The sequence below is a fragment of the Bacillus sp. MM09(2025) genome, from assembly GCF_050496725.1.
Taxonomy (GTDB): Bacteria; Bacillota; Bacilli; order Bacillales; family Bacillaceae; genus Bacillus; species Bacillus pumilus.
The window spans coordinates 717,234-736,261 of record NZ_JBNWEN010000001.1 but is presented as its reverse complement, the minus strand read 5'-3'; the positions used below and the strand labels follow the sequence as shown (position 1 = coordinate 736,261).

Sequence of the window (19,028 nt, the reverse complement as noted above, 5' to 3'; positions counted from 1 at the left end):
GAAAGAATGGGGAAGGTTGTCGAAAGAGCGGATTGGTTTGAATTAATTTTAGAAGCCATTGATGAAGCGATCCATGTTGTAGATGATCAAGGAATGACGATCTTTTACAATCATAATGCCGCTAAGTTTGACTGTTTACAAAAAGAAGAAGTGATTGGCAAGTACATCCTTGATGTGTATCCCTCTTTAACAGAAAAAACAAGTACGCTTATGCATGTTTTGAGAACAGGGAAGCCCATTTATCATTCGCTGCAAACCTATTTGAATAAAAACGGCGAAAGAATTGAGACCGTCAACACGACATTGCCTATAATTGAAGACAGCCAGTTAATAGGTGCGGTCGAAGTCGCAAAAGATGTATCGAAGCTGTCAGCCCTTTCAAATCGTTTAGATCAAAAAAAACGAATACATGATGCGGCTGGGGCAGAACAAATGCATGATTTTTCTTCATTTTTAACAAATGATCCGCTCTTAAAAGAAATGCTTGAAAAGGCAAAAAAAGCTGCTGCTTATCCGTCATCAGTTGTTGTCTACGGGGAAACAGGGACAGGGAAAGAAGTGCTCGTTCAAGCCATTGTTCATGAATCTGACCGAAAAAACCAAGTGTTCATTCCGCAAAACTGTGCAGCACTCCCAGAATCGCTACTTGAGAGCCTATTGTTCGGATCTGTAAAAGGGAGCTATACAGGCGCAATTGATCGTAAGGGGCTCTTTGAATTGGCTGATGGAGGCACGCTTTTTCTTGATGAACTGCAAGCAATGCCGCTCACGCTGCAGACGAAATTATTACGTGTGTTAGAGGATGGTGTGGTGCGCCGCATTGGGGATGCAAAAGCAATTCAAGTAGATGTCAGACTCATTACTGCACTTAATATGGACCCATTTGAAGCGGTGAAAAAGCAAATTTTAAGAGAAGACTTATTTTATAGACTGCATGTGTCATCTTTTCATATCCCGCCGCTTCGTGAGAGAAAACAAGACATCCCGCTGCTTTCTCGCCATTTCATTCAAACCTATCATCAGCAGTTTTCAAAAAACGTCAAACGCCTTTCTGAAGAAACAAAGCAAATGTTTATGGCTCACCACTGGCCGGGGAACGTTCGAGAATTAAAACATACCATTGAGCATGCTGTATTGATGATGCCAAAGGAAGCGGAAGACATCACACCTTCATACCTTCCTGCTCATTTACGTACGCAGAAGCTTGAGGAAGAAACAACCGATGCGTCCTTAAAAAATCAGGTTTCTTCATTTGAACAAACACTTATTCAGGAAGCTTTAAACAAGCATCATGGCAATATTCAAAAAACCGCCGCCGCCTTAAAAATCCCTCGACAAACGCTGCAATATAAACTGAAGAAATTTGCAGATGCCGAAATATAGGCACCACCATCCATTGAATATCACGGGTAAAGCTCCTTTTATAAAGAATAGGGGCATTTTCCCATGTTGGCACATAACTTGCATAGTATAAGGTGAATGCTGATAGGGGGAATGGATATGAATCAAAAACTATATGAACCGGCGCGTCATTGGAAGGACATTGAGCTTTGGAAAGATGTACCTGAAGAAAAATGGAACGACTGGATTTGGCAGCTGACGCATACCGTGAAAACGCTTGAAGATTTAGAGAAAGTCGTAAACTTAACAGAAGAGGAAAGAGAAGGGGTGAAGATCTCCACCAAAACCATTCCACTCAACATTACACCTTACTATGCCTCATTGATGAATCCAGACGATCCAAGATGTCCAGTACGTATGCAATCTGTGCCAATTGCTGAAGAGCTTCATAAAACAAAATATGATCTGGAAGATCCTTTGCACGAAGATGAAGACTCACCTGTCCCAGGGTTAACGCATCGGTACCCAGATCGTGTGCTCTTTCTTGTAACAAATCAGTGCTCCATGTACTGCCGCTATTGTACGAGAAGACGTTTTTCCGGACAGATCGGTATGGGTGTGCCAAAAAAGCAGTTAGATGCTGCCATTGGATATATTAGAGAAACACCTGAGGTGCGGGATGTGTTAATTTCCGGCGGAGATGGGCTCTTAATCAACGATCAAGTGCTTGAATACATTTTGAAAAACTTACGAGACATTCCGCACGTTGAAATCATTCGCATAGGCACACGTGCGCCGGTCGTCTTTCCGCAGCGCATTACAGATGAGCTGTGCGAGATTTTGAAAAAATATCACCCGGTTTGGCTGAATACCCATTTCAATACAAGCATTGAAATTACGAAAGAAGCAAAAGAAGCGTGTGAACGTCTTGTAAATGCCGGCGTGCCTGTAGGTAATCAGGCCGTCATCCTCGCAGGTATTAACGACAGTGTACCGATTATGAAGAAGCTGATGCACGATCTCGTGATGATACGGGTCAGACCTTATTATATTTATCAGTGTGATTTATCTGAGGGCATTGGCCACTTTAGAACACCAGTATCAAAAGGTCTTGAAATCATAGAAGGCTTAAGAGGGCATACGAGCGGCTATGCCGTGCCAAGCTTTGTTGTGGATGCACCAGGAGGCGGAGGAAAGATCGCCTTGCAGCCAAATTATTTATTATCGCAAAGCCCTGACAAAGTCGTCCTTCGTAACTTTGAAGGTGTCATCACCTCTTACCCTGAACCGGAGCATTACGTTGCAGGTCAGGCAGATGCGTATTTTAATGAAATTTATGAAGAGAAACAAGATCCGGCGATTGGTATTACCGCACTATTTCAGGATGAAGCGAAATCGTTTACGCCAGAGAATTTAAGCCGGATGAAACGAAGAGAAGCATATGAGACAAATCCTGAGCATGACACACTCAAAAACAAACGTGAAAAACGAGATGAATTAAAAGAGAAAAAATATCAAGCGCAGCTCAAAAAAGATCAAACTGTAAAGGAGGAGAAATAACCGTGCTGACATGTGACTGGTGTGAGGAAAATAAAGCAAACGCAGAGCAGACAACAGTCTATTGGGAACTGATCACTGGCACACAATCCATTGAAATCATCGAAACACCGTCCATTTCCTGCACGCACTGCGGTATGACATATCAAAAGGATGAGACGGTCAAAGAGATAGAAGATCAATTAATTTTAGTGGATCAGACAAAACTTCCAGAAAAAATTTCATACGAAGAATTAATGAGCATGGAGCGGCTATTAAAGCGAAATTACTTTGACTTTTCATCATAAGTTGTACCTCCGCCTATACAAGTCATCAAATTGCTGTATAATATAACAACAAAATAGAGTGTCGCGGAGGGAAAAACAGGTGAAGTCGTTTTACCATTATTTAATGAAGTACAGACATCCAAAACCGAAAGATGAAATCAGCCATTTTGCAAATGCTGCTTATGAGGATCACAGCTTCCCGAAAGCGTCCACTGATTATCATGAGCTGTGTGCCTATTTAGAATTAAACGGCGATTATTTAAGCTCAATGACAACATTTGACGAAGCGTTTGAGCAATATGATGTAGAAGTCAAAAAAAAATAACACACAACCGCTTTTTCCAGATGGGAGAAGCGGTTTTTTGATGAGAAATAAAATGGCGTTTTGCATGGTGTGGTTGCCCATGCAGAATTCCTTGCGCCGGCATACGATACGTTAAGACCAAAAGTCGGGCAAGGGGGAGACAGAATGAAGGCGAAAGCACCAAAATATCAAGTAGGGGATATTGTCGTCGTTGTCATGTACGGCACAGTCGGAACGATTACAAAAGTCCATCAAATTGACCAGCACTATTTGTATGAGGTCAATCATAATGAGGTGCTTTATTTTGAAACATCACTCCAGCTTTACGATGAGTACGACGGGGTGATTGTGGATACAGAAAAGCTGGACATTGAATATGAGTTCCTCATTGGCGATGTTGTATATGTAAAAGATTACGGAAAAGAGCTATTTAAAATTATTGGTCATCGGACTGAAATATGGCGATACCTTGATGACGGATGGGAAGATGTCATTTACGAACTCACAAGGCTAAAGGATGGAGAGTGGCTGGAAACAGAAGAGGAAGACTTAACGCTTGTCCTGAGGAAATATGAAATGGACCAGTTTGTTCATCAGCTTCTTTTTGTGCATTACGTGGGTGAAACCTCTAAAGAAATGGAAGAAGATATGGTGCAAACGGCTCTATTACAATTAGAAGAGAAACAAGAAAGCGAAGCATCACTAGAATTTCTCGCTGTATCTATAGTGGATGAGCTTCTTGATATTTATAATGACTATAAAATTCTCTACGAATTTTTCGAAGATCCAGAATACAAAGATATGATGGATTTTATATTGGAAAGTTTACACGAGCATTTTGGTTAAAGAAAGACTTGTCCTAACACGAATAAAAAATAAGGTACACAGAAAAAAACAATCACATAAAACCATCCCCTCAAGATACGGCCCATCATCTGATCAAACGTTTCTTCATCTAATATGCTTAACCATTTCATTGCCTCAAACCCCTTTTCTTTTTGTTTACTGCATTTATATGTATGGAATGAGCCATTATGACAAACTGTAATAAAAAACAGGCGTCGTTCATACATCATAAAAAAGGAGGCGGAATGGAATGAAAGAAGCAGATTTGGTGATCGATACAGAGGAAATTGCGGAATTCTTCTACATGGAGCTGATCAAAAGAGGGTACATACCTGCTGAGCTGGAAACGTTTGAGCTGGCTGACATTACGTTTGAATATATGCTGAAAAAAACAATGATAGTTGAAGAAGAGGCGTGGTAGGCACTATACTTTGAAGAGATTCTAAAGAGAGGGAGGAGAATCTTTGGCGTGTATATCCTATTTCTTTTGATTTTATTTGGCGCCATTGCTGCGCTCATGGTATCTAGAGCGGCTCAAGCATTGGACAACCAGATCATCTTATGGTTTGAGAGCATCAGACTCCCTTTTTTAAATGATGTCATGCTGACTTTGACGGATTTTGGCATTAGTGTGCTGCTCGTGCCCATCATGCTCATTTTTAGTACCGCTTTATTCATGTATAAGCGCTATTACTCTATCATGATGCTTTTTCTATTATACCTCACAGAAAAAACCATCAATCATGAACTAAAGGGGCTGTTTGCTAGAGAGCGTCCGGCCTTTGATCATCTTGTCAATGAAACGTATTACAGCTTTCCGAGCGGACATTCCATGAATGCGGCCACAATCTATCCGTTTATAGCTTATCTACTCGTTGAAATGATTCCATGGCTGAAAAAAAGACAAAAAATCGTCTACTTGATCACAGGGGTCTGTGTTCTTATGATTGGAATCAGCAGAATGTATATCGGCGTTCATTTTTTGACAGATGTTGCGGGCGGTTTTGCGATAGGACTTGCTTTATTTCTCATTTGTAAAAAGATTGACGAAAAGTTGTCTGTCATTCGACAAAAATAGAAGAAGGAAATTGACAGATCCCAGCCAATTTTATATAAAAGGGGAGGGGATTTGAATGCAATTGACGTTGAGATTTTTTCAAAAAAAACCTTCAGCATTTCACTTAACCATTTATCAGACACCTGAATATGGCGCTGCAAGCGGGCATCAACCTGTGTACCGAACAAAGATTGGCGGCAGAACACACCTGGATGTTCTGGAAAAAGCATTCTCGACATTTAATGTACATGATACAGTCCCTAGTGATTACAATGCACGCTTTATGACAACAGGCGATATTGTTGTGATTGATGATAAGAAAAAAGGAAAGTGCTATTATCAGCTTTTTCCGGCAGGATGGAAACGCAGTAAGCGGCTGATGACAATGAGTTAAATAGATGATAGACGATGCCAGCTTGAGCTTCAGCTGGTATTTTCTTTTTTGGACTCAATCGTTTATACTAAATAGGACAAATCACATAGTAAACGTAAGTGGAGGCTAAAAAAATGAGTGTACATATTGGAGCAGAAAAAGGACAAATTGCAGAAACGGTATTGCTGCCAGGCGATCCGCTTCGTGCGAAATATATTGCAGATACATATTTAGAAGATGTCGAATGCTATAACGAAGTGCGCGGAATGTATGGTTATACGGGAACCTACAAAGGAAAGCGCGTTTCTGTACAAGGTACCGGAATGGGCGTACCTTCTATTTCGATTTATGTGAATGAACTCATTCAAAGCTATGATGTTCAAAACTTAATCCGCGTCGGATCTTGTGGGGCTATTAAAAGGGATGTCAACGTACGTGATGTCATTTTAGCTCAAACATCTTCAACAGATTCACAAATGAATCGTGTGGCGTTTGGACCGATTGATTACGCACCTTGCGCTGATTTTGGACTGCTTAAGAAAGCCTATGGCACAGCAGAAGCAAAAAATGTTGCTGTACGTGTCGGAAATGTATTTACAGCAGACCAATTTTACAATGAAAAACCACTTGAGCTCATGGCTCAATACGGAATTCTAGCCATTGAAATGGAGACAACAGCTCTATATTCGCTTGCAGCAAAATTTGATCGTAAAGCGTTATCCATTCTGACAGTGAGTGATCATGTTCTCACAGGAGAAGAAACAACGGCTGAAGAGCGTCAAACGACATTTGACGAAATGATCTTAATTGCACTAGACTCCGTTTTATAATAGTATAAAGGGTGTGCTACGATGTAGCGCATCTTTATTTTTTTAGAAGAGCAAAAGGAAGGTATGTCATGAAGAAAAGCTATAAAATACTCTCAATCGCATCGATTCTTGGTTTGACAGCCGCACTATCGGGCTGCCAGTTGCTGGATCAAAAGAGCGGTACATCTGAATCGAACAAAACAAACGAACAAAAGAGCGCAGCAAATTCATCTACCCAGCAAAACTCAAACAATACAGCAGGTTCATCGGATCAAGAGCTGACGTTAAAGAGTGAATATTTCAATGACATCAAAGTGGTAAGCGGGCTGAAAACCATTCAAAATCCTGCAAACGTGCTAGCACTTGTCAACAAAGAATACGCATTACCAGGAACCTATAAACCTTCTGATCTCGTTGTACCAAAAGTAGAATTCTCTTTTTCAGAGGATATTGAAAAACGATATATTCGTAAAGAAGCAGCGGAAGCACTTGAAACATTATTCAAAGATGCGAAAAAGAAAAACTTTGAGCTGGCTGCCGTATCTGGCTATCGCTCCTATGACCGTCAAAAGGTCATTTTTGATAATGAAGTCAAGTTAAAAGGCAAAGACAAAGCCCAAGAAGCAGTCGCTTTACCAGGCGAAAGTGAACATCAAACAGGTCTTGCAATGGACATTTCCTCAAAAAGTGCCGGCTTTGACATCTCTGAAAAGTTTGGTGAAACACCTGATGGCAAATGGGTGGCTAAAAACGCCTATAAATATGGTTTTATCATTCGTTATCCAAAAGGAAAAGAAGACATTACGAAATATGAATATGAGCCGTGGCATCTGCGCTATGTTGGAAAAGAAGCGGCAAAAGCGATGCATGATCACGATTTAACATTTGAAGAGTACATGAACAAAGTGAAGAAAATTTAATCAAAGTAAAAGGCCTCCCAGCTATTCGGGGGGCCTTCTTTATTCTTCTTTTAAAAAAAGAACAATCCTGCTAATGCGAAACCTGTAATGAAACCAAGCCCGATGCCATAAGCGGCACCCCAGCCGTAATACCCTCCGTAATAACCAAAGCCAAAGCCGCCGCGAGAACCGCCGACTGGACGAATATACACTTTGCGGTTTGTCACCCGCTCAATGCGTCCGACATGTACTCTGCCATTACGATCTGTGATTCTAGCGACTTTCCCCATATGCTGCTGACAAAGCTTTTGATAGCGCTCCATATTTTTCCTCCTTATGACAAACTCTTTTCACTCTTATCCTATGCGAGAGACCTCATAGAGTTTGGACAAAACATATAGGAGATTCGCTCATTTTATACCGTACATTCAAATAGAATGTGGCTTAGCTGCTTTCGGTGCGCTTGAATGAGATCGTAGTGTGTTTGCATCGTTTCGTAAAGAGAAGGCGGGATATATTCAGATAATTCCATTTCTGTCGGCTCCTCTTGTACCATGTGTTCATCAAATGAGAGAATGCGAACGTCATGAAATCCTGCTGCTTTTAACTGCTCCTTCCATTCTTCAAGTGAAAAGAGTGCGTGAAACCCGTAAAAATCTCGAACGTCGGCAAGCTCCTTCTGTGTAAGGGGTTCTTTTAATACTGCTTCATTTGCAATCATTTGACTTCCAGGGGCAAGCACGCGTTTGATCTCAGCAAGTGCCGCTGGAAGGTTGGTAAAGCTCAAAACAGATTCACTGATCAGAAGAGAGAACGCTTCATCTGGAAATGGCAGCTGTTCGATCGATGCTTGCAATGCGCGGATCGGCAGTTCTTCTCGCTCAAATCGCAGATTGGCCTTTTCAATCATCAAAGGGTGTGTATCAATCGCCTCCACCTGATAACCGATATTGCCTAAATATGCTGCCGTTTGTCCAGTCCCGCATCCCGCATCCAGTATGCGTGCATCCGGCGTCAATTTTATATGCTCAAGCATCGTTTTTGTTAACTCAATTCCACCAGGATGGGCACTAGATACGCCAAAATAGGCAAGCATTTCTACATAATCACTCATAAAATCCCTTCTTTCCTTATCAAGTTCCTCTTTAAAGATTATGCAATGTAAGGTCAAATGGCTTATCTTTTCAAAGAGAACTTCGATCCTTTGGTTGACGGATGATGCATCGTCCTTGATAATAATGAAAGGAGATAAAGGTGGTGTTTTTTTGAGAAAACAATTTAAGATCGTCATCGCTATTCTGGTGACAGCGGCACTGTCCTCAGCGATTACATTTGTGATCACAAAACAAGGGGCCGTCAATGTCTCAGGAGATGAGAAGTTTAGTAAACTCATGGCTGCGTATACGAAGGTAAAAGATGAGTATTACGAAAAAACGGATGATCAAAAACTAGTAGATGGTGCGATTCAAGGAATGATCGCATCACTTGATGATCCATACTCTACATATATGGATCAGGAGGAAGCCGAAGGATTTAACAACACCATTTCTTCATCATTTGAAGGAATTGGTGCACAAGTAGAAGAGAAGGATGGACAAATTTTAATTGTCGCACCGATTAAAGGCTCTCCTGCTGAAAAAGCCGGGTTGAAACCTCATGATCGTATTTTAAAGGTGGATGGAAAAAGCACAAAAGGCATGTCGGTCAATCAAGCAGTCTCTCTAATCAGAGGGAAAAAAGGAACGGATGTCAAGCTTCACCTTAACCGCCAAGGAGTGGGAAATGTTGATGTGACCATCACAAGAGACACCATTCCAGTTGAAACAGTGTATGCAAAACTCACAAAAGACAAAATAGGAGAAATCCAAATTACGTCCTTTGCTGAAACAACATCGAAAGAGTTAGATAAAGCCATTGATGACCTCGAGAAAAAAGGGGCAAAAGGGTTTGTCATTGACCTGAGAGATAATCCAGGCGGCATCATGACAGAAGCGATTGAAATGAGTAATGACTTTATCGATAAAGGGAAAGTCATCATGCAAGTTGAAGAAAAAGGGAAGAAAGAAGAGTACAAGGCTGAAAAAGAACGTAAAGTTCATCAGCCGGCAGTTGTCCTTGTAAATGGCGGCTCAGCCAGCGCTGCAGAAATCATGGCGGCGGCTCTGCACCAATCTTCAGGTATCAAAATTATTGGTGAAAAGACATTTGGTAAAGGAACTGTGCAAAATGCGCAAAGCTATAATGATGGTTCTAGTGTCAAGTTAACCATTGCCAAGTGGCTGACGCCGGATGGTTCATGGATTCACAAAAAAGGAATTGAACCACAGGTCAAAGCATCACTCCCAAGTTATGCAAAGCTGCCATACTTAAGCCCGAAAAAAACGTATCAGCTGAATGACAATGGAGATGAAGTCAAAGCGGCTCAAAAAATGTTCCAAGCGCTTGGTTACAAAGCAAAAGCAAATGGTGAGTACGATCAAGCCTTCCAGACGATCGTCAAAAGCTTCCAAACAGACAACGATCTGAAAGCAGACGGAATTCTGACGGGAGATACAACGACAGTACTGATGACAAAGATCCAAGATAAGCTAAAGAATAATGATACTCAAATGAAAAAAGCGATTGAAGTCTTGAAAAAAGAAATGAAATAAAGAAAGAGCAGTCCTCTTAGGGGGACTGCTCTTTTTATACTTACGCGTTGTTTACAATTGCTTCTGTTTTTTCTTGATCTTTTTCAAATAGATCATTCATGACAGAATTAGATGTGACCTTCTTCTGGAAGAATGGATTCAACATCAGGATGACCACAACGTTTGCTAGTAAACCAAGAAACCCTTCATAAAGACCGAACGTGACTTGTGAGATATTGGCTGTAAAGGTGACGATAATGCCAACAACTAACCCCGCAATCGTTGCTTCTCTCGATTGTTTTTTCCAGAATAAGCTGATCGCAATGGCTGGGAAGATTTGAACCATTCCTGAAACACCAATAAGCTGAAGCGTTACAAGTGCTGTTGGGAAGAGCATTCCGAATAATAGAGCCAGTCCGATAACGATAAACACCATTGAACGAGTGATGATGGTCAACCGTTTAGGTGATACATTCGGATGAATTAAGTCACGATATAAATTATTGGCAAATAAATTCGATGCACCAATGGCCATGATTGAGCATGGAATGAGGGAAGCCAGTGCAATCGTTGAGTAAGCAAGACCTTGCATCACGCCGCCATATGACGTTTGAATTAAATGAAGAAGTGCAAATCTTGGATTCGTATCTTCTGGTAAGACTAAAAAGGCAATAAATCCAAGGAAGATGACCAAAATCAATACGATGTTATAAAGAGGCAAAAACATGCTGTTTTTACGGATAGCATCTGCACTTTTGGCTGTGAAAACCCCTGTTGCTGCATGTGCCCACATAAACAAAGCAAGGGCAGAAACGCCTGAAGCGGTAATGAACCATAAAATGCCTTTAGGACCCCCGTCAGGAATTGTCAGAAGCTGTGGCGCTTCCTTCGCTAACGTATTCATCATCGGGGTCCAGCCGTTAAAATGAATGATTGGCAGTGAAACCACCATAAACAGCATGATGACCCAAACGAGAATATCCTTAATAATGGCTGTATAGGTAGGACCTTTAATCCCGCTGAAAAATGTATAAAGTGCAACTAAAATAAATGAAATAATAACAACTGCATTCACATTAATATAACTAGTTCCAGCGACAGTTAACGTATCTTGAATCCCGCTCAGTTGAAGACAAATATACGGAATGAGCATAAGTACTCCAATAATCGCAATGAGACTGGATAACAGCTTGCTGTCAAAGCGCTCACGTGCATAATCAGCGAGCGTTGTGAGATTGTGATTTTTCGCAACCGTCCATAGCTTTGGTAAGAAGAAATAAGCAATAAAATACGCTAGAACTGAATAGGGGATAGCGAAAAAAGCGACACTTCCAGCTGTATAGGCTGTACTAGTGAGTCCTAAAAAGGTATAAGCTGTGTATAAATCTGCACCAACAAGGAACCAAACGAGCAGCCCGCCAAATTTCCTCCCGCCAACAGACCATTCCTCTACTGACTGTCTGGATGATTTATCACGGCCAGCGGCAAATCCAATGACCACGACGATGAAAATGATACTTGCTGTAATCAATAAAGCTGTCAAATTTCCTTGCATTAGTCAGTTCCTCCATTTGAATGTTGCATCCGATAAATGATAAATGTACAGACTGGTGTGAGAACAATCCATAGTAAGAGCCAGAAGTGGAAAAAAGGCAGGCCGATCACAAATGGATGAATACGATTCGCAAAGGGCAGCAGTGCGAGCTGTCCGATGAATGGAATCGCTATAAGTAGTGCCAGTATCAATTTTTTATTCATGATTCCCTCCTGAATTTTTTGTAATTTCATAATAATAGCAGTTGTCAGATTAGATCACAAGACCATTTTCAGAAAAAACAATCATTTTGCAGAATATCATCCTAATATAACGCTTTCATTCTTAAAAAGGAGAAAAAGTGTAGATGAAAAGGGGGGAAGTGAAAAGAAAATATGTAGAAATAATATTTAAACCAAATAAAAAAAGCCTCAGCATGAAAGCTGAGGCCTTGCCATTTTTTAAAGAAAATCAGATACTTCTTCGATGTCGAAGCGGTTGCTTTTATGAGCTTCCTTCGCTGCTTTACCAACTGAAATCAGCATAACTGGCTCATAACGGCCGCTTACATTGAATTCTTTGATAAAGGCTTCTTTACTGAAACCACCCATTGCACATGTATCATAGCCCATTGCTTTTGCAGCAATCATTAATTGCATAGCAGCTAATGAAGCATTTGAATACGCAGCTTCACGTGCATACTGCTCGCTTTGGTATGCGCCATTGATTTGAGTCATCAATGTTTCTTTGATGTCTTCAGTAATGAACCCTTGTTCTGCCAGCTCACCATAGATTTTTTCTCCATTTTGATTGGCTTCAAGATCACCTAGTACAGCAATAACAGCCGATGCTTGTGAGATTTGCTTTTGGTTATAAGCGATTGGAAGTAACTTTGCTTTGGATTCAGCACTGTGGAAAACAGTAAAATGCCAATGCTGAAGGTTCCACGCAGATGGTGCTTTTGTTGTGATATCAAGTAGCTCTGTTAGCTCTTCTTTTGTCATTTCATGAGTCGTATCATACTCTTTTACTGAAGCTCTTTGTTTTAAAATGTCAATCGTTTTTTGATCAGTCGCCATATGGATATTTCCTCCCGTTTTTGCAAATAGTATGGTACAATAACTAAAAAAGTGAGAAACTTACTTATTGTAACTAGAGATATTTTAAATTGTATACCGTTAGTTTGTCAAACAATCATGAAAAGAAAGGCTGAAATTTATGGAATTTCAATTATGTCCACACATTCAGCAAGCTTTTTTACTGCTAGGCAAAAGGTGGAATGGTCTCATTATTCATGTATTGCTTGATGGTCCAAAGCGATTTAAAGACATGACGGACATTATCCCATCTATCAGTCAGAAAATGCTCGCAGAGCGTTTAAAAGAACTTGAGCAAGAAGGGATTATAAAGCGAACTGTACTTCCTGAGACGCCTGTTAAAGTCATTTATTGTTTAACTGAAAAAGGAAATGCGCTACATGATGTGTTTCATGAGGTATCTAGGTGGGCAGGGGAATATTCAGAATCTCATGAAAAAAAGGAGCAAGCCTAGTTTCAGGTTTGCCCAAACGTTTTGACTCCTGATGAATATGCTGATCTTAGGCACATGACAAAGGAGGAGAAATGCATGTACCCTCATACTCCGTATTTCCGAGGCGGCGCCCCTGGCATTCCGCCATATGAATCCAGAGTCCCTTTGTTTTTTGGTTTTGGCGCTCCTTTAGTCGGCGGACTGCTTGGCGGATTTTTAGGAAGTGCGATTTTTAATTATCCCCGTCCATATTACCCGCCACCACCACCGCCTGTTCCACCACCTTATGGCGGAGGATATCCACCATACTATTAAGAAAAAAGAGTAAGCCTGCTTCTATATCAAAGCAGGCTTTTTATAATGGAATATCGATTTCAGAAATCCCCGGATCATCATGCTTTAAAAACATAATCTCCAAAATACCGTCCTGATACGAAGCCTTCGTTCCTTTTCTTTTGACAGCAGCAGGGAGGACGACTTTCTTCTGCGTGCCTTCCTCAGGAAAATGATCAATAAATAGCAGGTTGGCGGTATGTTTGATTTTTACTTTTTCTGTGTTCGGCCGAGCAAGCTCAATCTTAACAAACACGTGATCAGTTGTTTCAAACACTTCTACTTCGGGTTCTTTTTCTTTTTTGACATCTGTTTCTCTCGTTTTTTGATGTTGAGAGAGTGGGTCCTGAAAAGGGAACTGAGCAGGATAATTGGAGCCGAATACACTTTCCATCACTTGATTGACGTACTGCTCGACGTCTTTAGGGTCTGAATTCTTTAAGGCTTCTTTTGAAAATTGCTTTTGAAAAGGGAATAATCGGTTCCAGTCAAACATGAAAATCATCCTTTCTAAATGCCCTGAATTAGTATATGCCCATTCACTTGAGTGCGTGCTATAATATACGATAGGTTTAGAAAGGAATGGTTAGATTGAACGAACAACAGCAATCAAAAGGTGTTCTCTACACGGCAGCATCTTTTACATTATGGGGATTATTCCCATTATATTGGAAACTGATGGAACATATTTCGTCAGGCGAAATTTTAGCGCACAGAATTTTATGGTCATTTGTTTTTATGTGCGGTATTCTTTTGTATTTAAAACAAGTTCGGCCAGCCATGCAGACCGTGAAGGGTCTCATGCTCGATGGTAAAGCACTTTTTTCATTACTATTATCTGCTATATTAATATCGGTTAACTGGTATGTGTACATTTGGGCAGTCAACCATCATCTTATGCTAGAAGCTAGTTTAGGGTATTATATTAATCCGCTTGTCTCTGTTTTACTAGGGATCATTTTCTTGAAAGAGCGGCTCAATAAAATACAAACCATTGCGATTTTAATTGCCGCCGCTGGGGTGATTCTTTCTACGATCCAGTACGGTTCATTTCCTGTCGTTGCAATATTACTTGCCTTTAGCTTCGGTTTTTATGGATTGATAAAAAAAAGAATGAGCTTCACGAGTGCCATTGGTTTGACAATTGAAACGCTGCTTCTCGCCCCGGCAGCTCTTGTGTACTTATTGTTCTTCTTAAAAGAACCTGTGGTGACAATGAATCCTAACAGTTTCGGATCGCTTGGTCTCTTATTCTTTGCAGGGGTCTTTACTGCGGTCCCGCTTCTTTTATTCTCTGAAGGCGCAAAAAGAATCCCTCTTTATCAAGTGGGCATTTTACAGTACATAGCACCAACGATTACGCTGTTTTTGGGGTTGTTTGTGTATCACGAGCACTTAACTTCAGCTAAAATTGTGACGTTTCTTTGTATCTGGGTGGCGATTTTATTGTTTACGACCTCTCAATTACGCATGAAAAAAACAGCGAATTCTCATTAAGTCCTACGAGCAGTTTGCTTTTTTTTGAAGGCGGATCATGTCATAATAAGTTGTTACCAAAACTGTAGAGGTGATTACATGTCATCAGCCAATGAGCTTACAGCTGCTTATCAATCTTTATGGAAAAATCGTCAGCTTGATGTCGATGATATGTCTTCTTTACTCGGAGCAATATGTGATGATTTAAGCGATGCGCGGACTCATCCGAGGGCGAGAAAATCATTTCATCAAAAATATGTGCTCGCTGTAGAAAGAATATTAGAAAGTGAGCTTGAGCATGATCATCAACTGCAGCTGATCAGCTTACATACAAAAAAGCTGCGCGAATTAATTCAAAATGAAGGAAGGAACCACTCATGAAACCAATTCAAACGGAAGATGTCACAGCACATCTTGAATCGTTTTTAAATCGTCCAGTCTTCGTTCATCTTGAAACGACTACTGGTTCTTATTCAGCTCATGTAAATGAACAAAATATGACGGTCGTTGCCTATATCCGCAATGCCAAAGTTGTCTATTCTCAGGCGAAAATAAAAGGACAAGGTCCGTACCGTGTTGGAATGAAAACAGAAGATGGCTGGATTTACGCAGAAGGCTTAACCGATTATGAGTTTGATGACCAAGGCCGCCTGCTGTTAGCAGGGCACTTGCCAGACGGGAAACTAGCGATCTCATTACAAATTAGCGAAACACCATTTCAGGTGTAGAAGAAAGGGTGACAAGTCATGAACGAACATGTACTAGTGATGCTGCCTCACCCAGATGATGAATCGTTTGGGGTTGCAGGTCTCATTGCACAAAGCAGAAAACGCGGCATCCCAGTCACGTATGCATGCGGGACACTTGGGGAAATGGGTAGAAATATGGGCAGCCCAACATATGCCAATCGCGAAACACTTCCTGAGTTAAGAAAACAGGAATTAATCAATGCCTGCAAAGAAATGGATATCACAGACTTACGTATGCTTGGACTGCGTGATAAAACTTTGGAATTTGAGGATGACGAGTATTTAGCTGATGTGATGGAAACCATCATTGATGAAGTCAAACCTACACTGATTGTCACGTTTTATCCTGGACATGGTGTACATCCTGATCATGATGCGACAGGGGAAGCGGTGATTCGTGCTCTTTACCGTAAGAAAAAAGAAGACCGTCCTGTCACATACTGCATGGCTATTACCAAAAATAGAGAAGAAGTGCTTGGAAATGCAGATATTACGATCGACATTACAGATGTAGCAGATATCAAATTAAATGCACTAAGAGCACATAGAACGCAAACAGAAGGCATGCTGAGAGAACTTGAACAGAAGCTGAAAAACAAAGAACCTGTTGTCCAAAAATGGTTCGATGAAGAAATTTTCTGGACATACCAATGGAATGACTAAATAAAAAAGCAGCTGACATCGATCAGCTGCTTTTTTGTCTCGTATTTAGTGGTTGGGCGCTTTCTGAAGCAGTCGTTTTTCCATCAATCTGAGACGGATAAAGAGGACAATGGCACCAGCGGCAAGTCCTGCAATCAGACCAATCCAATAACCAAATGCTCCAAATGAGGTATAGGTGCCGATCAGATAGCCGGAAGGAAGGCCGATCACCCAGTATGAAACAAATGCGGCAATGAGTGTATAGTTGACATCTTTATAGCCGCGCAGCGCTCCTTGAATAGGTGCAGCAATGGCATCTGATAGTTGGAAAAAGATCGCATAAATCAAAAAGTGCTGTGTCATCTGTAAAACAGCCGATTCAGTTGTGTATAAACCAGCAATCTCTGGTCTAAATAATAAAATGAGTGCTGCCGTAAACAAGGAGAATAATATCGCCGTTCCAATTCCGATATAGCTATAGCTTTGCGCATCTTTATAACGCTTGGCACCGGCTTCAAACCCAACGACAATCGTTAAAGCCATTGAGATACTGAGCGGTAAAATATATAAGATAGAAGCAAAGTTCATCGCAGCCTGGTGACTTGCAATCGTCACAGTATCAAAGTGACCCATTAATAAGGTAACTGCTGCAAAGATACTCGTTTCAAAAAAGATCGCAAACCCGATAGGAAGACCGATTTTCAGTATTTGCCCCATACGGGAGATATTAAGTCGAGGCAGTTTTTGAAACAAACGAAATGAGGCAAATGGTTCTGCTTTTATGACAATACAAATACTCATGATGAAAATTGCCCAATACGTCATCGCAGAAGCAAGGCCAGCTCCCGCGCCGCCAAGCTTTGGAAAGCCAAAATTCCCAAAAATAAATACATAGTTTAACACAAAGTTAATCGGAAGTGCTGTTAACGTGATAAACATCGTCACTCGTGTTTTCCCTAATGAATCAATAAATGACCTGAGCACCGAATAACCAAATAGCGGAATGATACCAAAAGCAAGAAAACGTAAGAAATGCTGCGCAATATCCTCTACGGATTGCTCAAGTCCAAGTCCTCCTAATACGTAAGGGATGCTAATTGACCCAATCGCAATCACACAAATACTTAAAAGAAGGGATAAATAAATCGCCTGAAAGACAGCCTTGGGAACATTTTTTTTATGCCCTGCGCCCATCAGCTGAGCGACAATTGGCGTAACGGCCATTAATATACCAGCAAGCCCTGTATAAACGGGTGTCCAAATACTTGAACCGATCGCAACACCCGCAAGGTCTTCTGCACTCACTTTTCCAGACATCACGGTGTCTAAAAACGTAATAAGTGAAAGACCCGCTTGAGTGATTAAAATCGGAATCAAAATGGTTAAAAATAGTGTCACCTTAGCTCGAATGCTATTTGTTTCTCTCATCATAAGTTCCTCTCTGAACAGAAATAACGAGAGGATTATATCATGCTATGTAAAAAAATCAATTCTCTGTCGGATTATTTTTCTTAGATGGCTTCGTTTTTTTAAACATTTGGGCATAAATAAAGGAAAGACTGACAACACCTAAAATGCTGCAAGCATATTGAATCACTTTCTGAATGGTCATATTAAGTCACCTCCATAACAATAGCATGCGCATCATTTGTTATTTTATGACAACGAAAAAGAGGAGGGGAAAGATCAAATGATCAATCGTACGAATGAAGAAGTGCAATTTAAAGTGGGCATGAGAACACACTTGATGAAAATTATGAAGGATGCAAGTGACATTATTGATTCCCTTGATGAGATTGAGCAATGTCTACTTTGTGATCTCGAGTCATTACATGATGAGTTTAATGCAATGCATGCAGAGGCTTCCTCGTTTTATTTACAATCGTATATGGAAGAATACACACCCGGATTTGCTCAATTTTCTTTAGCCATTGAGAACTTATCAAAACAAAAGCACGGGGCACTGATTGTGATTCAAAGGCGGGATGAGGTTGAGGATTTTATTCAAAGAGGGACAAATCTTCATGCGAAAATAAGTGCTTCATTAATCGAAAGCATTTTCTACCCAGGAAATCCACTTCATGATGGTGCGCTTTTAGTCAAAGAAAATACGCTCGTATCTGCGGCAAATGTGCTGCCGCTTACTTCAAAAAAAGTCAGTCCTTCTCTCGGGACAAGACACAGGGCTGCAATTGGACTCTCTGGCATGACCGATGCACTTGTTCTCGTCGTTTCAGAGGAAACAGGGAAAATGTCATTTGCGAAAGAAGGAGTCCTTTATCCGCTCACTGTAAAAGAACCTGAAATCAGAAAATAAAAAATCAATCGCTGCATTCTTCATTCGGAAGGATGCTTTTTTCATTCGAGGAGAAAAAACAGGCAATTAAGTAAAAAGTCATTTGATACAGAAAAATTTGTCATGTAGAATAGAACTATGAAACTAGCAGCGTGCTTGTTTTGACAAATTTCTAAACGTCAACTTAAAAATTCCTTAAAAAATGTTTATAAATACAGTAAACTGCCGATACAAACGATATGGCTTAGTTTTAGCATTTTGAGTTGACTGCTTTAGCCTATTTGTTATTGCCCAACGTCTACATGTCGAGTAATATAATAGAAATAAAGATAAAATAGTGCAAGAGAAGCAGAATCATTTAATGCGAAACTTAAAACTAGTACATA

27 protein-coding genes are annotated in these 19,028 nt (G+C 40.6%); 18 read left to right on the top strand and 9 right to left on the bottom strand.

The window, feature by feature from the left end:
• Positions 1-6 precede the first annotated feature (6 nt).
• The 5 genes from ACQYAC_RS03715 to ACQYAC_RS03695 all read left to right on the top strand — a co-directional run bounded on the left by ACQYAC_RS03715 (position 7) and on the right by ACQYAC_RS03695 (position 4,314).
• Entirely contained in the window at positions 7-1,383 is a 1,377-nt protein-coding gene (locus ACQYAC_RS03715; protein WP_429942741.1) for a sigma-54 interaction domain-containing protein, read from the top strand.
• 117 nt (positions 1,384-1,500) lie between these two features.
• A complete protein-coding gene (gene ablA / locus ACQYAC_RS03710; protein ID WP_058014884.1) occupies positions 1,501-2,901 on the top strand; it encodes a lysine 2,3-aminomutase in 1,401 nt (466 codons plus the stop codon).
• A 2-nt stretch (positions 2,902-2,903) separates the two neighbouring features.
• The gene (locus ACQYAC_RS03705) at positions 2,904-3,185 is read left to right on the top strand and encodes a YokU family protein (protein ID WP_012010281.1); all 282 of its coding nucleotides are present in this window, start codon (positions 2,904-2,906) and stop codon (positions 3,183-3,185) included.
• A gap of 79 nt (positions 3,186-3,264) precedes the next feature.
• Positions 3,265-3,489, top strand: a complete 225-nt coding sequence (locus ACQYAC_RS03700) for a YozE family protein (protein ID WP_044141194.1) — start codon at positions 3,265-3,267, stop codon at positions 3,487-3,489.
• Positions 3,490-3,633: 144 nt separating this feature from the next.
• The gene (locus tag ACQYAC_RS03695; protein ID WP_012010279.1) at positions 3,634-4,314 is read left to right on the top strand and encodes a hypothetical protein; all 681 of its coding nucleotides are present in this window, start codon (positions 3,634-3,636) and stop codon (positions 4,312-4,314) included.
• On the opposite strand, the gene ACQYAC_RS03690 is transcribed toward ACQYAC_RS03695, so the two are convergent.
• Entirely contained in the window at positions 4,311-4,445 is a 135-nt protein-coding gene (locus ACQYAC_RS03690; protein WP_429942740.1) for a hypothetical protein, read from the bottom strand. The two genes, ACQYAC_RS03695 and ACQYAC_RS03690, sit on opposite strands and share 4 nt — an antisense overlap.
• A 119-nt stretch (positions 4,446-4,564) precedes the next feature.
• Here ACQYAC_RS03690 and ACQYAC_RS03685 point away from each other — a divergent pair, with 119 nt between their 5' ends.
• The 5 genes from ACQYAC_RS03685 (at position 4,565) to ACQYAC_RS03665 (ending at position 7,473) form a co-directional block, all read left to right on the top strand.
• Positions 4,565-4,735: a YozD family protein gene (locus ACQYAC_RS03685; protein WP_012010277.1), complete on the top strand. Its 171-nt coding sequence runs from the start codon at positions 4,565-4,567 to the stop codon at positions 4,733-4,735.
• A 48-nt stretch (positions 4,736-4,783) separates the two neighbouring features.
• Positions 4,784-5,392: a phosphatase PAP2 family protein gene (locus ACQYAC_RS03680; protein ID WP_429942739.1), complete on the top strand. Its 609-nt coding sequence runs from the start codon at positions 4,784-4,786 to the stop codon at positions 5,390-5,392.
• Between the two features lie 55 nt (positions 5,393-5,447).
• A complete protein-coding gene (locus ACQYAC_RS03675; protein WP_058014886.1) occupies positions 5,448-5,765 on the top strand; it encodes a YodL domain-containing protein in 318 nt (105 codons plus the stop codon).
• Positions 5,766-5,878: 113 nt separating this feature from the next.
• Positions 5,879-6,574: a purine-nucleoside phosphorylase gene (gene deoD, locus ACQYAC_RS03670; protein ID WP_429942738.1), complete on the top strand. Its 696-nt coding sequence runs from the start codon at positions 5,879-5,881 to the stop codon at positions 6,572-6,574.
• 68 nt (positions 6,575-6,642) lie between these two features.
• A complete protein-coding gene (locus ACQYAC_RS03665; protein ID WP_429942737.1) occupies positions 6,643-7,473 on the top strand; it encodes a M15 family metallopeptidase in 831 nt (276 codons plus the stop codon).
• A gap of 50 nt (positions 7,474-7,523) precedes the next feature.
• On the opposite strand, the gene ACQYAC_RS03660 is transcribed toward ACQYAC_RS03665, so the two are convergent.
• Positions 7,524-7,775 (bottom strand): hypothetical protein, encoded by a 252-nt coding sequence (locus ACQYAC_RS03660; protein WP_003216113.1) that lies wholly within the window; start codon positions 7,773-7,775, stop codon positions 7,524-7,526.
• A gap of 92 nt (positions 7,776-7,867) precedes the next feature.
• Positions 7,868-8,566 (bottom strand): class I SAM-dependent methyltransferase, encoded by a 699-nt coding sequence (locus tag ACQYAC_RS03655; RefSeq protein ID WP_180310638.1) that lies wholly within the window; start codon positions 8,564-8,566, stop codon positions 7,868-7,870.
• 151 nt (positions 8,567-8,717) lie between these two features.
• On the opposite strand from ACQYAC_RS03655, the gene ACQYAC_RS03650 reads away from it, so the two are divergent.
• Positions 8,718-10,103, top strand: coding sequence for a S41 family peptidase (locus ACQYAC_RS03650; RefSeq protein WP_144462872.1), 1,386 nt, complete (start codon positions 8,718-8,720; stop codon positions 10,101-10,103).
• Between the two features lie 40 nt (positions 10,104-10,143).
• On the opposite strand, the gene ACQYAC_RS03645 is transcribed toward ACQYAC_RS03650, so the two are convergent.
• From ACQYAC_RS03645 to ACQYAC_RS03635, 3 genes are all read right to left on the bottom strand, one after another.
• Positions 10,144-11,637: a sodium:solute symporter family protein gene (locus ACQYAC_RS03645; protein ID WP_180310640.1), complete on the bottom strand. Its 1,494-nt coding sequence runs from the start codon at positions 11,635-11,637 to the stop codon at positions 10,144-10,146.
• Entirely contained in the window at positions 11,637-11,840 is a 204-nt protein-coding gene (locus ACQYAC_RS03640) for a DUF3311 domain-containing protein (RefSeq protein ID WP_003215965.1), read from the bottom strand. Before ACQYAC_RS03640 ends, ACQYAC_RS03645 begins: the two co-directional genes overlap by 1 nt.
• 237 nt (positions 11,841-12,077) lie before the next feature.
• Complete coding sequence (locus tag ACQYAC_RS03635) at positions 12,078-12,695, bottom strand: nitroreductase family protein (protein WP_058014891.1); 618 nt, start codon at positions 12,693-12,695, stop codon at positions 12,078-12,080.
• A gap of 139 nt (positions 12,696-12,834) precedes the next feature.
• Here ACQYAC_RS03635 and ACQYAC_RS03630 point away from each other — a divergent pair, with 139 nt between their 5' ends.
• Positions 12,835-13,167, top strand: a complete 333-nt coding sequence (locus tag ACQYAC_RS03630; RefSeq protein WP_169057149.1) for a winged helix-turn-helix transcriptional regulator — start codon at positions 12,835-12,837, stop codon at positions 13,165-13,167.
• Between the two features lie 75 nt (positions 13,168-13,242).
• Entirely contained in the window at positions 13,243-13,461 is a 219-nt protein-coding gene (locus ACQYAC_RS03625) for a hypothetical protein (protein ID WP_003215921.1), read from the top strand.
• Between the two features lie 40 nt (positions 13,462-13,501).
• On the opposite strand, the gene ACQYAC_RS03620 is transcribed toward ACQYAC_RS03625, so the two are convergent.
• Entirely contained in the window at positions 13,502-13,975 is a 474-nt protein-coding gene (locus ACQYAC_RS03620; protein WP_034660938.1) for an Hsp20/alpha crystallin family protein, read from the bottom strand.
• 95 nt (positions 13,976-14,070) lie between these two features.
• Between ACQYAC_RS03620 and rarD the strand changes: the two genes are divergently transcribed.
• The 4 genes from rarD (at position 14,071) to bshB2 (ending at position 16,367) form a co-directional block, all read left to right on the top strand.
• Positions 14,071-14,976: an EamA family transporter RarD gene (gene rarD, locus ACQYAC_RS03615; RefSeq protein WP_081106454.1), complete on the top strand. Its 906-nt coding sequence runs from the start codon at positions 14,071-14,073 to the stop codon at positions 14,974-14,976.
• A gap of 78 nt (positions 14,977-15,054) precedes the next feature.
• Positions 15,055-15,336, top strand: coding sequence for a hypothetical protein (locus ACQYAC_RS03610; RefSeq protein WP_058014895.1), 282 nt, complete (start codon positions 15,055-15,057; stop codon positions 15,334-15,336).
• A complete protein-coding gene (locus ACQYAC_RS03605) occupies positions 15,333-15,683 on the top strand; it encodes a YojF family protein (RefSeq protein WP_012010262.1) in 351 nt (116 codons plus the stop codon). Before ACQYAC_RS03610 ends, ACQYAC_RS03605 begins: the two co-directional genes overlap by 4 nt.
• Positions 15,684-15,701: 18 nt before the next feature.
• Positions 15,702-16,367 carry a bacillithiol biosynthesis deacetylase BshB2 gene (gene bshB2 / locus ACQYAC_RS03600; protein WP_012010261.1) on the top strand — a complete coding sequence of 222 codons (666 nt, stop codon included), beginning with the start codon at positions 15,702-15,704 and terminating at the stop codon, positions 16,365-16,367.
• Positions 16,368-16,412: 45 nt separating this feature from the next.
• Here the strand turns inward: bshB2 and ACQYAC_RS03595 are convergent, their stop codons facing one another.
• Both ACQYAC_RS03595 and ACQYAC_RS03590 read right to left on the bottom strand, forming a co-directional pair.
• On the bottom strand, positions 16,413-17,774 hold the full coding sequence (locus ACQYAC_RS03595; protein ID WP_429942736.1) for an MATE family efflux transporter: 1,362 nt from the start codon (positions 17,772-17,774) through the stop codon (positions 16,413-16,415).
• 58 nt (positions 17,775-17,832) lie between these two features.
• Complete coding sequence (locus ACQYAC_RS03590) at positions 17,833-17,958, bottom strand: hypothetical protein (protein ID WP_003215647.1); 126 nt, start codon at positions 17,956-17,958, stop codon at positions 17,833-17,835.
• A 78-nt stretch (positions 17,959-18,036) separates the two neighbouring features.
• Here ACQYAC_RS03590 and cdaS point away from each other — a divergent pair, with 78 nt between their 5' ends.
• Positions 18,037-18,663, top strand: coding sequence for a sporulation-specific diadenylate cyclase CdaS (cdaS, locus tag ACQYAC_RS03585; RefSeq protein WP_058014897.1), 627 nt, complete (start codon positions 18,037-18,039; stop codon positions 18,661-18,663).
• Positions 18,664-19,028: the final 365 nt, after the last annotated feature.